14 protein-coding genes are annotated in these 14,574 nt (G+C 61.5%); 2 read left to right on the forward strand and 12 right to left on the reverse strand.

Annotated features, from left to right (window positions below):
• Nucleotides 1–131 precede the first annotated feature (131 nt).
• The 12 genes from GBC55_RS07155 to antA form a co-directional block, all read right to left on the reverse strand.
• A complete protein-coding gene (locus GBC55_RS07155; RefSeq protein ID WP_162439759.1) occupies nucleotides 132–665 on the reverse strand; it encodes an aromatic-ring-hydroxylating dioxygenase subunit beta in 534 nt (177 codons plus the stop codon).
• The gene (locus GBC55_RS07160) at nucleotides 655–1,986 is read right to left on the reverse strand and encodes an aromatic ring-hydroxylating dioxygenase subunit alpha (protein WP_162439758.1); all 1,332 of its coding nucleotides are present in this window, start codon (nucleotides 1,984–1,986) and stop codon (nucleotides 655–657) included. Before GBC55_RS07160 ends, GBC55_RS07155 begins: the two co-directional genes overlap by 11 nt.
• Before the next feature lie 17 nt (nucleotides 1,987–2,003).
• Complete coding sequence (locus GBC55_RS07165; protein WP_162439757.1) at nucleotides 2,004–2,948, reverse strand: PDR/VanB family oxidoreductase; 945 nt, start codon at nucleotides 2,946–2,948, stop codon at nucleotides 2,004–2,006.
• A gap of 306 nt (nucleotides 2,949–3,254) precedes the next feature.
• Entirely contained in the window at nucleotides 3,255–4,049 is a 795-nt protein-coding gene (locus GBC55_RS07170; RefSeq protein WP_162439756.1) for an alpha/beta hydrolase, read from the reverse strand.
• 6 nt (nucleotides 4,050–4,055) lie between these two features.
• Nucleotides 4,056–4,742: an ABC transporter ATP-binding protein gene (locus tag GBC55_RS07175; protein WP_162439755.1), complete on the reverse strand. Its 687-nt coding sequence runs from the start codon at nucleotides 4,740–4,742 to the stop codon at nucleotides 4,056–4,058.
• Nucleotides 4,735–5,484, reverse strand: coding sequence for an ABC transporter ATP-binding protein (locus GBC55_RS07180; RefSeq protein ID WP_162439754.1), 750 nt, complete (start codon nucleotides 5,482–5,484; stop codon nucleotides 4,735–4,737). The genes GBC55_RS07175 and GBC55_RS07180 overlap by 8 nt, the downstream gene beginning before the upstream one ends.
• Nucleotides 5,481–6,497 carry a branched-chain amino acid ABC transporter permease gene (locus GBC55_RS07185; protein WP_162439753.1) on the reverse strand — a complete coding sequence of 339 codons (1,017 nt, stop codon included), beginning with the start codon at nucleotides 6,495–6,497 and terminating at the stop codon, nucleotides 5,481–5,483. Before GBC55_RS07185 ends, GBC55_RS07180 begins: the two co-directional genes overlap by 4 nt.
• Nucleotides 6,498–6,507: 10 nt before the next feature.
• A complete protein-coding gene (locus tag GBC55_RS07190; RefSeq protein WP_162439752.1) occupies nucleotides 6,508–7,419 on the reverse strand; it encodes a branched-chain amino acid ABC transporter permease in 912 nt (303 codons plus the stop codon).
• 66 nt (nucleotides 7,420–7,485) lie between these two features.
• Nucleotides 7,486–8,646, reverse strand: a complete 1,161-nt coding sequence (locus GBC55_RS07195; protein WP_162439751.1) for an ABC transporter substrate-binding protein — start codon at nucleotides 8,644–8,646, stop codon at nucleotides 7,486–7,488.
• Nucleotides 8,647–8,750: 104 nt separating this feature from the next.
• Nucleotides 8,751–9,773 carry an anthranilate 1,2-dioxygenase electron transfer component AntC gene (antC, locus tag GBC55_RS07200; protein ID WP_162439750.1) on the reverse strand — a complete coding sequence of 341 codons (1,023 nt, stop codon included), beginning with the start codon at nucleotides 9,771–9,773 and terminating at the stop codon, nucleotides 8,751–8,753.
• A gap of 19 nt (nucleotides 9,774–9,792) precedes the next feature.
• The gene (gene antB, locus GBC55_RS07205; protein ID WP_162439749.1) at nucleotides 9,793–10,284 is read right to left on the reverse strand and encodes an anthranilate 1,2-dioxygenase small subunit; all 492 of its coding nucleotides are present in this window, start codon (nucleotides 10,282–10,284) and stop codon (nucleotides 9,793–9,795) included.
• Between the two features lie 2 nt (nucleotides 10,285–10,286).
• Nucleotides 10,287–11,690, reverse strand: a complete 1,404-nt coding sequence (gene antA / locus GBC55_RS07210; protein WP_162439748.1) for an anthranilate 1,2-dioxygenase large subunit — start codon at nucleotides 11,688–11,690, stop codon at nucleotides 10,287–10,289.
• A 359-nt stretch (nucleotides 11,691–12,049) separates the two neighbouring features.
• On the opposite strand from antA, the gene GBC55_RS07215 reads away from it, so the two are divergent.
• Complete coding sequence (locus GBC55_RS07215; RefSeq protein WP_162439747.1) at nucleotides 12,050–13,300, forward strand: OprD family porin; 1,251 nt, start codon at nucleotides 12,050–12,052, stop codon at nucleotides 13,298–13,300.
• Between the two features lie 259 nt (nucleotides 13,301–13,559).
• The gene (locus tag GBC55_RS07220) at nucleotides 13,560–14,573 is read left to right on the forward strand and encodes an AraC family transcriptional regulator (protein WP_178114324.1); all 1,014 of its coding nucleotides are present in this window, start codon (nucleotides 13,560–13,562) and stop codon (nucleotides 14,571–14,573) included.
• Nucleotide 14,574: the final 1 nt, after the last annotated feature.

The following is a 14,574-nucleotide window of genomic DNA, read 5'->3' on the forward strand; positions in this document are numbered from 1 at the left end:
GAGCAGTCGGCCGGCCGCGTTGAGCAGCGCAGCACGCGCGCGGTCATCGGTGCCCAGCCCGAACCGAATCTTTCCCTCCGGGTGCAATACGTCGTTCTGATAGTGCAGGGCGATCACCACCGGCGCGTTCATCACACGAACACCTCAAGATTGGCGAACACGTCGTTGCAGTTGATCAGGTCCACGCGCTTGAGCTGGATCTGCCAGCCACCACCGTCCTGAGCGGCCAATTTATAGGTGTAGCGACCGGCGAGCTGGCGCTGTTCCAGGCGCCATTCGCTGTACTGGAAGCTCGCGCTGATCACCAGCAGGCCCTCGGCATCGAGCCCCTCGACCATCACGTTGCCGACCAGGTGCGCGGTTTGGGTTTGGGGTTGCTGGGACCAGTTGCGAGCGTTCTCCACCCGCCGGATCCGCACCTCGCGCAGCATGCGGTTTTCCCAGAACAGCGAGATATGGTCGAACGGGTTGGCCTGCTCGTGCTTGTGCGGCACCCAGTACATACCGGTGTCGGTGAACAGCTTGTCCCACTCCCAGAAACGCCGCTCATCCAGCAGGCGCGCCTCCCGGTAAAGAAATTGTTCGAGCTGGCGCAGGGTCTCGACGGGCACATGGGCGGGGGTCAACTGGCGGGTGTCGACGTCGATTCGGCGGTCAAGCAGCATGGGTGCTCTCCTTGGCGATCAGGGTGGCGGTCATGAACTGTTTCCAGGCGGCGAACTGGTTGCGCATCGGCAGTTCGCTGGTGCCGTTGGTGGACACCGCGCCGTCGTCCAGCAGCTGATCGGTACCGACGTAGCGGTGCATGCTGATCCACTCGCCACCGCGGGTCATGTTGCCTTCCTGGCAGCGCGCATAAACCTCAACATCGTCGGGCATCACGTTGGAGGAGGGCGAGTTGATGACGTTGGCGTAGGTCAGCGCGCGATCGAACACGGCCTCCGGCGCACCTTTGCAGCGGAAGGTCTGGATCTCGACCATGGTCTGGTCGACGGCGATCGGGCGGATCACCCGGAATTGCATGAACACCGTGTGCGGCGAGCCGCTGCCGTAGATCACCGTGTTGTGGCGGTTCATGCCCAGGATCTCCTTGGCACGCTGTTCGCCGTAGGCCTGGCTCAGGCATTCGAAATGAGCGCGGGAGACCTCGTCGCGCTCGGCGGCGGCCGGGTCGAAGATGGCTTCCATGTAGCCGTGGCCGTTGTGGTAGGCGCGCAGCTCGAGCTTTTCCCAGAAGTCATAGGGCTCGCCGTTGCCGTCCATGATCAGCAGCTCGAAGGGCATTTCACCGATGGCTTCGGCTTCGCCACGCGCAGCGTCAACCGACGATTCGTGGGTCACGCGAGCGTGCATGGTGTCGTGCAGGTTCTCGTAGAACACCTTCCAGTTCGAGCGTTGCTTGACGCGGAAAATGCCGCCCGCCACTTCGACTTCACCGACCGGTGAGCGGTCGCACAGGTTGTCGATGGAGGTGATGACGCCGCCCAGAAATGCTTTCAGGTCCGGTCCGAATGCTGCCTGGCTGGCAAACACAAACCCGCGATAGGTGTCGACGCGGGCCACACTGGCCATGGAGAAATCCGGATGTTTGGGGTCGTAGCAGGTGCCTTCGAAACCGCTCTTGAGCGGCGCCGACAGATGCTGGCCGTCGAGCTTGAAGGTCCAGGCGTGGTACGGGCAGCGGAAGAATTTGCCGACACTGCCGTCACCGTCGGCCACCAGTTTCGCGCCCTTGTGCGGGCAGCGGTTGTACAGCACGCTGACTTGCTGATTGGCGCCGCGCACCATGATGACATCCTGATCACCGATGCGCGTGGTGTGGTAGTCGCCGGGGTTCTTGACCTGGCTTTCGTGGCCGACGTAGATCCAGGCGTTGCCGTAGATGCGCTCCATTTCCAGCTTGAACAGGGTCGGGTCGGTGTAGACGCTCTTGTGAACGCTGTCCTCGCGGATCAAGGCAGCGATTTGCTCATTGGTCGGTATCACGGGATGTCCTCGGCTTGTCACAGATCGAGCACCAGCAGCGCGCTGCTGGCACGGGAGACACAGGTACAGAAACTGCCGCTGGCGCGGTCGCGCGCCGACAGGCAGATGTCGCGGTGATCGGGCTGACCGTCGATGACCTGGGCGACGCACACGCCACAGTCACCTCGCCGGCAATCGAACATCGGGTCCAGGCCAGCCGCGAGCATGGCGTCCAGCACGCTTTGCCCGGAGGCGACTTGCAGGCTCACGCCGCTCTCGCGCAGGTGCACCTCAAAACCGTGATCACCGGCCATTTCCAGGGCGCCGCTGAACAGTTCGTAATGCAGGTGATCTTCGGCCCAACCCTGATCGCGGGCGCAGGCCAGTACGCTGTTGAGCAGGGCGGTCGGGCCGCAGATGTAGAGGTGCAGGCCCGGTCTTGGCGAGGCCAGGATTTCGGGGGCCGGGAAGCGCTTTTGCGGGTCGCCGCCGCTGATCCAGCAGTGGTGGTCCAGGCAGGCGCGGGCCTCTGGCAGATACGCCATCTGCACTTCATCACGACCGGCGTAGTGCAGGGTGAACGGCTTGCCCGCTGCTTGCAGCGATCTGGCCATGCTCAACATGGGCGTGATGCCGATGCCACCGGCGATCAGCAGGGCGTGTTCGGTGTTTTCACACAGCGGGAAGTGGTTGCGTGGTGCATCGGCCAGCAGTTCATCGCCGACCTTGAGCGAGTGCACCCAGCGCGATCCCCCTGTGCTCGTCTCTTCGAGCTGGACGGCGATTTCGTAGTGCTCGCCGTCAGGCAGGTTGACCAGGGAATAGGCACGGCGTTGGGCGCGATGGCCAGGGACATGCAACTCAAGGTGCGCCCCGGCGGTGAAGCCCGGCAGTCTCTGCGCGTTGCTGGATACCAGCAACATGCGGCGGATTCTGGGGGTCAAGGACTCGATCTGTTGGACCCTGAGCGAGAGGCTGGACATACGCAATTCCTGTCTGAATTCGTAGCCACTGTATGAAGCTTGAGGGGGTCAAAAAAGCCGCAAACGGCAAACCGGTAGCCACTTCTGGCGAGAGTGATCACGAAGCCGATCTTTCAAGCTGCACCGCAACCTGTAGCAGCTGGCGAAGCCTGCGTTCGGCTGCGAAGCAGTCGCTGGGTCAGGCAGTGCGGTGCATCAAGTAAACCGGGTTTTCAGTATTCACGACTGCTTCGCAGCCGAACGCAGGCTTCGCCAGCTGCTACAGGTTCTGGTGCGGCTTGAAAGATCGGCATCAACGCAATCGGATTAACGCTTCAAATAGGCGAGCAGGGCGCGCAACTGTTCGCCATCCGCCCGGGCCAGGTCGTCCAGCACTGCAAAGTGATGACGCCCCGCAAGCTCGACAAGGCTCACGGCCTGCCCGGCCTCGTGACAGGCACTGGCGTAGTCGCGTGAGTGCCGGATCAGTTCCGGTAATTCATCGGCGCCCACGGTCAGCAATAACGGCGCGCCATCGCCGATCAGCCGCTGGGGGCTGTAGCGCTGGATGTCTTCTGCGCTCAGTTGCAGCTTGTCGTTCAGCCAGCAGCGACTGATGGGGTCCAGTTCCATCAGGCCGCTGATGGGCATGGCCAGCGTCACCAGCGGATGCTGGCGATACAGCGCAGTCAGATGCCCGCCCGCCGAGTGTCCGCACAGCACCACCTGCTGACCGATGTTCAAGGCTTCGCGATGCGTCAGCAGATAGTCCAGTGCCTTGCCGATTTGCCCGACGATGGTGCCCATGCTCGCTTCGGGCGCCAGGGTGTATTCCAGCAATCCGACATTGAACCCGGCTTCGATCAGGCCTTCGGCGACGAAGGCATAGTCGTCCTTGTCCGAGGCCTGCCAGTAACCGCCATGAATGAACAGCAATGTCGGCGCCCCGGCATCCGCCTGGGCATACCAGTCGAAACGCTCGCGCAGGGCCTCGCCATACGGCACGTCTCGTTGCCAGGCATGGCGTGCGTAGGTCTCGGCGCTGCACTGGCGAAAACGCTGCATGATCTGTGGAAAATCACCCACGGCGGCAACATTGTTGTAGGCCTGATCGAGGTTCATGGCGGCTCACACTCCCAGGTAGCGTTGCGACAGTTCCGGTTGTGCCGCCAGTTCCAGCGGTGTGCCGTCCCAGACCTGGCGTCCCTTTTCGATAATGTGATGACGGTCGACCACCCGCGCCATTTCCTTGAGGTTCTTGTCGATCACCAGAATCGTCTCGCCCTCGGCCTTGAGCGTGGCCAGGCAACGCCAGATCTGCTCGCGAATGATCGGTGCCAGGCCTTCAGTGGCTTCGTCGAGAATCAGCAGGCTGGGGTTGGTCAGCAGTGCGCGACCGACCACCAGCATCTGTTGCTCGCCGCCCGACAGGGTGCGCGACAGCTGGTCCTGGCGTTCCAGCAAACGCGGGAACAGTTCATAGACCCGCGCCAGGTCCCACTTGCCCCGCGTGGCGGTGGCCAGCAGGTTTTCCCGCACGCTCAAGGTGCCGAAGGCGCGGCGGCCCTCCGGCACCAGCCCGAGGCCCGCCTTGGCGATGCGAAAGGGCGCTGCACCGCGCATTTCCATGCCGTTGATGCGGATGCTGCCGGCACTGGGCTTGAGTAATCCCATGATCGATTTGACCGTGGTGGTCTTGCCCATGCCGTTGCGGCCGATCAGCGATACCACCTGGCCTTGCTCGATGCTCAGGTGCATGTCGAACAGCACCTGGCTCAAGCCGTAGCCCGCTTTCAAGCCTTGAACTTCAAGCATGTTCTTCTCCCAGGTAAGCGGCCCGCACTTGCGGATCGTTGCGCACTTGCTCGACGCTGCCGGTCAGCACCGTCTGGCCGTACACCAACACCGTAATGCGGTCGGCGAGGGCGAATACCGCGTCCATGTCGTGTTCAACCAGCAGGATTGCGTAGCGGCCCTTGAGGCTTTGCAGCAGCTCGGTCATGCGCGCGGATTCGTCGGCGCCCATCCCGGCCATCGGCTCATCGAGCAACAGCACCGACGCTTCCTGTGCCAGTGCCAAGGCGATCTCCAATTGCCGCCGTTCGCCATGGGACAGCTCGTGGACCGGGTCTTGCGCGCGAGGGCCCAGGCCCACCTGCTGCAAATAGCCCAGCGCCGGTTCCAGCAGGCGGGTGTCGCGGCTCAACGGACGCCACATGCCGAACGCCTTGCCTTCGCGGGCGGCGATGGCCAGGGCGATGTTCTCCAGCAGCGTAAACTCGGTGTACAGCTGACTCACCTGGAAAGCCCGTGCCAGACCCAGGCGCGGCCGTTGCCAGGCCGGTATGCGAGTGATGTCCTTGCCGTTGAGGTGGACCTGGCCTTGGTCGGGGAAAATCTCCCCGGCGATCTGCGCGATCAGCGTGGATTTACCGGCGCCGTTAGGGCCGATGATGGCGTGCAATTCACCCTTGGCCAATTCAAGGCTGGCGCCGTTGGTGGCTTTCACTGCACCGAAGGATTTGTACAAATCACGAATCGACAGTTGCGAGCTCATGGGCGTGCCTCCACGGCGACGTTCGGTTTGACGGCCACCACCTTCGGTTTGCGCTGCAACACGCTCAGCAGCAATCCGTAAACGCCTTTCTTGCCGAACAGCACCACCAGTAGCAACAGGGGACCGAAGATCAACATCCAGTGTTCGGTCCATTGGCTCAGTACCTGTTCCAGGCCCAGGTAGGTGGCCGCGCCCAGCAGTGGGCCGATCAGGGTCCCGACGCCGCCGAGGATCACCATCGCCATCAGCTCGCCGGACTTGTGCCAGGCGCCCATGTCGGGGCTGACGAACAGTGCGTAGTTGGCCCACAGAATCCCTGCCAGGGCACCGCCGGTGCCGGCGATCACAAACGCCGTCAGGCGGTAGCGCAAGGGTTTGAAGCCCAGGCTGACGCTGCGCCGCTCGCTCTGCTTGAGCCCGCGCAGCACGTAACCGAAACGCGAATTGACCAGCCGCCGGCACAGCAGCAACCAGCCGGCCAGCAGCGCTACGCACAGGTAATAGAAGTGGTTGGGGTCACCCAGGTCCAGTGTGCCGAGGGTATTGCGCCCGTTGAGCAGAATGCCGTCGTCGCCGCCATACAGCGACAGCGATCCGAGCACGAAATAGAGCATCTGGCCGAACGCCAGGGTGATCATGATGAACTGCACACCGCTGGTGCGCAGCGACAGATAACCCACCAGCAGCGAGAGCAGCGCACACACCAGCAGGGCCAGCGGCCACACCACCAGCGCGCTGTTGCTGCCTTGCCAGCCCCACAGCGGCATGCCTTGCGAGGTGTGAAAGGCAACGATGCCGACGATGTATCCGCCCAGGCTGAAGAACGCGGCATGGCCGAAGCTGACCATGGCGCCGTAACCGATCAGCAGGTCCAGGCTGACAGCCGCCATGCCGTAGATCGCCAGGCGGGTGAAAAAGCTGACCAGATAAGGTTCGTGTAACCAGTGGGCCAGCAGCGGCATGCAGGCGAAGGTCGCCAGGCACGCAAGGTCGATGATGAGACGGGGTGACATAGCGTTCTCCTCAGGCGCGGGCCGGCAGCAGGCCGCGCGGACGCACCAGCAGCACCAGGGCCATGACGATGTAGGCGCTGGCGGAAATCAGCCCGGCGCTCAGGGTGCTGCTGGTGTCGCTGGGCAGCAGTTGGTCCAGCAACGGCGGAATGTAGGCACGGCCCAGGCTGTCGACCATGCCGATCAGCAAGGCGCCCACCAGCGCACCGCGCACCGAGCCGACGCCGCCGACGACGATGACCACGAAGGTGGTAATCAGGATCTTCTCGCCCATGCCGATCTCCACCGACAGCAACGGTGCCGCCATGAAACCGGCCAGCCCGCACAGCACGCAGCCAAAGACAAACACCAGGGTGTACAGCCGGGCGATGTTGACGCCCAGTGCACCGACCATTTCATGGTCGTCGGCGCCGGCGCGAATCAGCATGCCCAGGCGCGTGTGGTTGATCAGCAGCCACATGCCGATCGCCACGAGCAGCCCGGCGGCGATAAACAGCAGCCGGCTGACCGGGTACATCAAACCCGGCAGCACTTCGACAAAGCTTGAATACCACTCAGGCGTGGGCATTGCCGGTGGGCTGCGGCCGAAGATCAGGGTCAGCAGTTCGTTGCTGAAGAACACCACGGCCAGGGTCGCCAGCACCTGATCCAGGTGATCGCGTTGGTAGAGGCGGCGCATGATCGAGGTTTCGATCAGCACGCCGTAGCAGGCCGAGCCGATCAGCGCCGCCAGGCCACCCAGCCAGAACGAACCGGTGGCCATGGCGGTGTAGGCGGCGCAGAAGGCGCCCACCATGTAAAAGGCACCATGGGCGAGGTTGATCACGCCCATGATGCCGAAAATCAGGGTCAGGCCGGAGGCCAGCAGAAACAGCAAAGCGCTGTATTGCAGGCCGTTGAGAATCTGTTCGAGCAATAACATGACTGCGTTCCTCATGAAAACGCCCCGCAGGTGTTCTGCGGGGCGAGGACGGGGCTCAGAGACCGGTCAGATCGAGCATTGAGCGGCGTAGCTGTCGACGTGGCGGGTCGCCAGGGTCTTGATCGGCACTTCGATCAGCTTGCCGTCGGCGCCGGTCTGCACTTGCAACAGGTACCAGTCGATGACCGGGTGCCGGTTCTGGGCGAAGCTGAAGTCACCGCGAATGGAGTCGAACTTGACGTTCTTCATCGCCGCGCGAAAGGCCGGTTGGTCTTTCAAATTGCCCTGGGAGGCTTTCAGGGCGGCGCCGATCAGCCGTGCCGTGTCGTAGGTCTGAGCGGCGTACACCGTAGGTACGCGCTTGTACTTCTCGGTGAAGGCCTTGATGAAGGCCTGGTTGGCCGGGTTGTCCGATTGCGGGTTCCACAAGGTCACAACGTTGGTGCCCTTGGCCACGTCGCCGACAGCGGCGAGCATGCGTTCATCCATGGAGAACACCGGTACGACCATCGGAACCTGTGCCGACAGGCCCGAGCCGCCGTATTGCTTGGCGAAGTTGATACCGCCGCCGCCCGGGTGAAACTGGAAGATTGCGTCCGGCGCCAGTGAACGCACACGTGCCAGTTCTACCGAAAAGTCGAGCTGATTGAGCTTGGTGTAGATCTCGGTCACTTCGCCCTTGTAGGTGCGCTTGAAGCCGGCGAGCGCGTCACGGCCACCCTGATAGTTAGGCGCCAGAATCACCATTTTCTTGTAGCCCAGCTCGTTGGCGGCGACACCGGCCATTTCGTGCGGGGTATCGTTCTGGTAGGAGCCGACGAAGTAGTTGGCCATGCACTTTTCGCCGGCAAGGGTCGAAGGCGCGGTGTTGTTGCTGACGTAGAACGCGTCCTTGGTGGTGGTGTTGATCACGGCCGCCAGTACGTTGGAAAAAATCACTCCGGTGTACAACGAGATGCCGTCCAGGCTCATACGGTCGGCGATCTGCTTGGCCTTGGCCGGTTGCAGGCCATCGTCTTCCACAATGAGTTGCACCGGCACGCCGCCGAGCTTGCCGTCTTCCTGGTCGATCGCCAGCTGGAAGCCGTCGCGCGAGTCTTCGCCGAGGTAACCGGCGGGGGTGGAGAGGGTGGTGATGAAGCCGATTCGGACAGGCTCCACGGCCTGCGCAGCCGTCGCGGCGCAGAGGGAAGTTGCCAGACATGCACGCAATACCAGGTTTTTCATGAGGCGGCCTATGAAGTAGGTCGTGCCAACGCACGGTAGATGTCGATGAGGGCAGTGATGCAGTGTTCGGTCGGGCCGATTAATTGTTGTTATGGGGTGCGGTGTCAGCTGTTGCTCTCGGTGAACTTCTCCAGGTAAAGGCGGCTTTGATCCAGGCCGTGTTGCTGGCGCCAGTCCTTGATCGACTCGACCATTGGCGGCGGGCCGCACAGGTACAGGTCGAACGGCTGGTCGCGCAGTTCAGCCAGTTCGAGGTGTTCGGCGATGTAACCGGTCTTGCCCGGCCAGTCGGGGTTGGGATTGCTGACCACTGGCGTAAAACGAAACCCTGGAATCCGTGCGGCATAGGCCTCGATGCGCGAGACCTCGCACAGGTCCGCGGCTTCGCGCACGCCGTAGTACAGGTGCACCGGGTGGCCGCAGCCTTGCCGGTCGGCAATCTGCTCGAGCATGCCGAGGAAGGCCGACAGCCCGGTGCCGCCGGCGACCATCACCAGTGGGCGGTCGATATGGCGCAAGTAGAAGGCACCCAGGGGCGCTTCCATGTGGATCACGTCACCGACCTGGCAGCGATCGCGCACGTAGTCCGTCATCACGCCGCTGGGCAGCAGCCGAATAAGAAACTGCAAGTGGCTGCTGCCCGGCGCGCAGGCAAAGGAATACGAACGCCGATGCTCGGTGCCCGGTACTTGCAGGCGGGCGTACTGGCCCGGCAAGTAGTCCAGCGCTGCGCCCGCTGCACCGACCTCCACGTGCACGATGGCGGTGGTCGGAGAGACCTGCCGCACCTCGCTGACAGTGCCTTGCAAGCTGCTCGGGCCGTTGCTGCCGCAGAGGCTGGAATCGAAATCGAAGTAGAAGGCAGCGTCCGACTGCACGCGCGTCTGGCAGGTCAGCACCTTGCGTTCGGCCAGGTCGCTGGCCGACAAGGCTTCATCGTCCACGTAGTCCTGGGTGTACTGCCCGGATTCACAGCGGCCCTGGCAGGTCGCGCAAACCCCTTCGCGGCAGTCCAACGGAATCTTGATCCCGCTGCGCAGGGCCGCGTCGAGCAGGATTTCATTGTTCTGCACGTTGCAGAAGAGTGTTTTGCCGTCGGCGAAATTGAAGGCGACCTTGTGCGTCATAAGCGTTAATCCGCAGGGTTCAAAGATGGTAGAAATCGAGCACGGAGTTGATCGTGTCGTTGAGCAGCACCACGTGTTTGCGGGCGATTTTCCAGCTCTCCCCGTCGGGGCGCAGGCGGTACGTGGCGCGGCCGAAGAATTGCTCGGCGGTCTGCATGCGGTAGTACAGGGTGCTCCAGTTGACGCGCACCTCCAGCTCATCGTCCTGCAGCGGCGCAATGCGCACGTTGCTGATCAGGTGCAGGGTGCGCGGCATCGGGATGGTCGACGCGGCCTTGCCGGTGCGAATGCGGAACACCCGGTCTTCCAGGCCGCCCCGGTTGGGGTAATAAATCAGCGACATGCCTTTTTTCGGGTCGGTGGTGTAGACGTGCTCCGAATCCCATTGCGGCAGGTGGAATTCGCTGTCGTCGCTGAACGTGTCCAGGTAGGTGTCCCAGTCCTGGGCATCACAGGCTTCGGCGTTGCGGTAAAGAAATTGCTCGACGCGGTATTGCAGTTGCGAATTCATGTTCACACCTCACGCAGTTTCAACGGTTGTTGTTCGGCCGCCTTGCGCGCCAGGCCTTCGAGCAAAAAGCGCTGCCAGTTGGCGTGCTGATTGACGTACAGGCCTTCATGGGTGAATTCGGTGCCGGTCAGTGCCGGAGCGATGCCGATGGTCTCGCTGTTGCGGGTGGCGCCTTCGACCCACTTGCCGTGGCCACGGGAAATGTCGCTCCAGCGTTCCAGGCGGGCCTGGAAGCCGCGCTGGGCTTCACGGAATTCCACCAGGTCATCGGGGGTGCCCATGCCGGACACGTTGAAGAAGTCTTCGAACTGACGGATGCGGTTTTCCCGATCCGCATCTGACTCGCCGACCACGCCCAGGCAGAAGCTGTTGATCTCGGTCTTGTTCCAGGCCAGCGGGCGGATGATCCGCAACTGCGAGCTGATCTGGTCGAGGAAGAACATGCTCGGGTAGACGTTCAGGTTGCGCAGGCGATGCATCATCCACTCGGCCTTGCCCTGGCCGTGTTCCTGGACCAGGCGCGGCATGATGCTGGCGTAGCCCGGGCGCACGGCCGGGTTGGGCATGTCGCTGAACAGCAAGCTGTGGCCGTTGTGAAACGCGAACCAGCCGTCGTCGGTTTCCTTGTCTCCGGCACCCAGCTTGCTGTAGTCAAGGGTGTCGCTGGCAGTGAGGCCTTTTTCGGCGTTGACCTGCTGACGGTGCTGCACGGTGGCCACGTAGTTGTAGTGCACGGTGCTGACGTGATAACCGTCCAGGCCGTTCTCGTTCTGCAGTTTCCAGTTGCCTTCGTAGGTGTAGGCCGACTTGCCCGGCAGGACTTCGAGCTGACCGGTCGGCGACTGCGCGACCATCATGTCGAAGAAGACTTTGGCGTCACCGAGGAAGTCTTCGAGGGTGTCGGTGCCTTCCACGTTGAGACTGACGAACACAAAGCCGTTGTAGCTTTCGATACGAGCCTTTTTCAGACCACGGGTGGCCTTGTCGAAATCTTCGGGGTATTCGCCCGGCGCCTTGACCTTTACCAGTCGGCCGTCGCTTTTGTAGCACCAGGCGTGGAAGGGGCAGGTGAAGGTTGACTGGTTACCCTTGCCAACGCGGGTGAGGGTGGTGCCGCGGTGCTGGCAGGCATTGATCAGGGCGTTGAGACGACCTTCACCGTCGCGGGTGATGATCAGCGGCTGGCGCCCGGCACGCAGGGTCATGAAGTCGTGATTATTGGCGATCTCGCTTTCGTGGCAGGCGTAGATCCAGTTCTTCTCGAATATCAGTTCCATTTCCAGATCGAACAATTCCGGGTCGGTAAACATATCGCGGGCAATACGATAAACACCGTCTTGCGGACGGAAGTCCAGGCAACTTTCTATGTAACTTTTCCACTGTTCGACACTTCGTGCAGTTGTCATATCCCGGTCCTCGGCCAATGGGCTAATTCATGGGTTCATTTAATGACGTGGTGGCGAGCCCGGTCTATCCGGTTATTAGTGGAAACCCATCCGCAAAATAAGCTTTATTTTTGGTTGATAGCGCATTAGCCCAGTAAATACGGGCTTTTGTTGCGGCTGGTGGCTGAGCAATCGGCTAATTGTCTTTCAGTAACGGGATAGCCGTTGACGAACTTATTGCGGCTTAATTTCAATCGAAGCACCACCAGAGTGTCTCGCTGCAGGTCACTGGAAACTGCCATTGCTCATGGCCTTGGGTTCTGTGCCAGAAGGGCCTTCTATTAATGTTTGTTCTATACGCGGCAGGGGGAATAAATAATATGTTGGATAAGACGTGGCTCATACGGGGCGTTCAAACAGTTGGCTTGTTGACGCCATTATTGGCACAGGCGGATGTGGTCAGTGACAGCAAGCTGACGCTGGGGACCCGTAACTTTTACATCGATCGGGATTACAAAGAGGACAACCCGCCGCATTCACGGGTGGGCAGCTGGACCCAGGGTTTCGACCTGCGTTTCGCTTCCGGCTATACCGAAGGCCCGGTGCAGTTCGGCCTCGATGCAGAGGCGCAGTATGCCTATCGTCTGGACGGCGGTGGCGGGCGCGGAGATGACTCCATCATCCCCTACAGCCAAAGCCGTCAGGAGCAGGCCGATGACTATGGCCGTGGCGGTGTGACGCTGAAAATGCGCTACTCGAAAACCGAGCTGAAAGTCGGTGAGTTGCGGCCGTTTCTGCCCGTGGTGATCATCGACGACTCGCGCCAACTGGTCACGACCTATCGCGGTGCCTTGCTCGAGTCCAAGGAGGTCGACCGTCTGACATTGACCGCCGGACGGCTGACGGAGATCGGGGCGCGTAACTCTTCCAACTACGAAAAGCTGTACCTGCAGACCGGCTCCGGCGTGCGCCACGGCAGTGATGGCCTTAACCTCGCCGGCGCCAGCTATGCCTTCACCCCGTCGTTGACCGGCACCTACTTCTACGCCCAACTGGAAGACATCTACCAACAGCACTACCTGGGTATCACCCATCTGGCAGACCTGGGTGACGGTTATGGGCTGAAGACCGACCTGCGTTACTTCAACAACAACGAAGATGGCGACGCCCTCTACGGCGACATCGACAACCGCTCCTACGGCGCCATGACCTCGCTGAAAAAGGGCGGGCATCGATTTGGCGTGGGCTACCAGCGCATGCTTGGCGACAGCAACTTCCCGACCTTGGGCGGCTATGTCCCGCAGCCGTTTCTGGTGAACTGGTCGCGGGTCGCGTTCATCAAGCCCAACGAAAAATCCTGGCAATTGCGTTATGACTACGACTTTGCCGCCCTCGGCGTCCCGGGCCTGACCTTCATGACCCGTTACTTCAAGGGCACATCGGTGGACCGCGGCGGCGACCTCAGCCAGGCAGCAGAGCAGGAACGCAACCTGGTGCTGTCGTATGTGGTGCAAAGCGGTCCGCTCAAAGGCGTCGGTGTGGAGGCCGGCAACGTCGTCGCCAAATTCAGCCACGGTAATGACTGGGTGGAGAACCGCCTGATCACCACTTACACCTGGAAATTTTGGTAACGTCCTGCCCTCAAATCGAGCGCGGTTGGGCGCTGAAGTGACGCCTTGGGTAGCGCATTACCCGGGGCGTCGACCCTGATCGGCACCGTTGCTGTGCGCGTCAACGCCGCACGATGCGCTCGATATCCAGATAGTGTCCGATTACTAGCCTGAAAATGCGGATACCGCCTGTTCGCACCGGCTGGGCATAGCCCTTGCTAATCCATTGAGAATACGCGCCGAAGAGCGTGTCGATGTTCATTGCCGTGGGTGTACTGAAATGACCGAACCAAACGTTGCCCAGTTTCGAGATATCCGTATAGACCGCTATGACCTGGCCGGCGCCCGTGCATGGATGGCCGGCATTTGCGGGCCGCACGAATTGCAGACCTCTCAACCGAACCGGATTCAGTTTCACCACAAGGCCAATGTGTTCAAGTCCATGTCGACGACCTTGGGCCGGATGGAGTACGGCACCGACGTGACCATCGGCGTCGAGGATGTCGAACACCTCAATTGCTACAGCCTCAGCCTGCCCATTCGCGGCGAGCAGGAGCTGATCAAGGACGGCCGCCGGTTGTACTCCAGTCAGGACCAGGGCCTGATCGTGACGCCTCACGAAACCCAGTCACTGAGCATGGCCGGCGATTGCCACAAAATCTCCGTGGTGATCACCCGCATGGCGATGCGTCAGACCCTCGAAGGCATGCTGCAGCGTCCACTGGAAACGCCGCTGAAATTCGAACCTGTGATGGATGCGGTCAACGGCGCCTCAGCCTCCTGGTGGCGGCTGGCCCGTCACTACATTGATGAGCTGGAGCGCGGCCACGACCTGTTTAACCAGGTGTATTTCACCCGCGATATCGAAAGCGCGCTGATCAAGGGCCTCATCCTTTCTCAGCCCAACAACTACAGTGCCGAGTTGCGTGAGCAGCTGGGCGCCAAGTTGCCGTACTACCTGGTGCGCGCCAAGGATTTCATTGAAAGCAACGCCCGCGAAGACATGCACCTGGAAGACATCGAGGCGGCGGCAGGTGTGTCACGTTTCAAACTGTTCGAAGGCTTTCGCAAACACTTCGGCGTCTCGCCCATGGCTTACCTGAAAAAGTTTCGCCTCGGCGCCGTGCGCCAGGAAATCCTTGAAGACGCCTCGGTGCGCAACATATCCGTGATCGCGATGTGCTGGGGATTTTCGCACCTGGGGCGGTTCGCCAGCGAATACCGCAAGCTGTTCAACGAAACGCCCAGCAAAACCCTGCAACGCAGCGAAGCCCGTCGCAACCGGTCGCTTTGAA

Source organism: Pseudomonas sp. TNT3 (assembly GCF_010095445.2).
In the GTDB taxonomy this organism is placed as follows: domain Bacteria; phylum Pseudomonadota; class Gammaproteobacteria; order Pseudomonadales; family Pseudomonadaceae; genus Aquipseudomonas.

What these genes read in the sequence shown, in the direction of transcription:
- antC (WP_162439750.1), bottom strand. Translation starts at nt 9,773, where the DNA reads ATGACGCACAAGGTCGCCTTCAATTTCGCCGACGGCAAAACACTCTTC.
- GBC55_RS07220 (WP_178114324.1), top strand. Translation starts at nt 13,560, where the DNA reads ATGACCGAACCAAACGTTGCCCAGTTTCGAGATATCCGTATAGACCGC.
- GBC55_RS07170 (WP_162439756.1), bottom strand. Translation starts at nt 4,049, where the DNA reads ATGAACCTCGATCAGGCCTACAACAATGTTGCCGCCGTGGGTGATTTT.
- GBC55_RS07180 (WP_162439754.1), bottom strand. Translation starts at nt 5,484, where the DNA reads ATGAGCTCGCAACTGTCGATTCGTGATTTGTACAAATCCTTCGGTGCA.
- GBC55_RS07165 (WP_162439757.1), bottom strand. Translation starts at nt 2,948, where the DNA reads ATGTCCAGCCTCTCGCTCAGGGTCCAACAGATCGAGTCCTTGACCCCC.
- GBC55_RS07215 (WP_162439747.1), top strand. Translation starts at nt 12,050, where the DNA reads ATGTTGGATAAGACGTGGCTCATACGGGGCGTTCAAACAGTTGGCTTG.
- GBC55_RS07195 (WP_162439751.1), bottom strand. Translation starts at nt 8,646, where the DNA reads ATGAAAAACCTGGTATTGCGTGCATGTCTGGCAACTTCCCTCTGCGCC.
- GBC55_RS07175 (WP_162439755.1), bottom strand. Translation starts at nt 4,742, where the DNA reads ATGCTTGAAGTTCAAGGCTTGAAAGCGGGCTACGGCTTGAGCCAGGTG.
- antA (WP_162439748.1), bottom strand. Translation starts at nt 11,690, where the DNA reads ATGACAACTGCACGAAGTGTCGAACAGTGGAAAAGTTACATAGAAAGT.
- GBC55_RS07185 (WP_162439753.1), bottom strand. Translation starts at nt 6,497, where the DNA reads ATGTCACCCCGTCTCATCATCGACCTTGCGTGCCTGGCGACCTTCGCC.
- GBC55_RS07190 (WP_162439752.1), bottom strand. Translation starts at nt 7,419, where the DNA reads ATGTTATTGCTCGAACAGATTCTCAACGGCCTGCAATACAGCGCTTTG.
- antB (WP_162439749.1), bottom strand. Translation starts at nt 10,284, where the DNA reads ATGAATTCGCAACTGCAATACCGCGTCGAGCAATTTCTTTACCGCAAC.
- GBC55_RS07155 (WP_162439759.1), bottom strand. Translation starts at nt 665, where the DNA reads ATGCTGCTTGACCGCCGAATCGACGTCGACACCCGCCAGTTGACCCCC.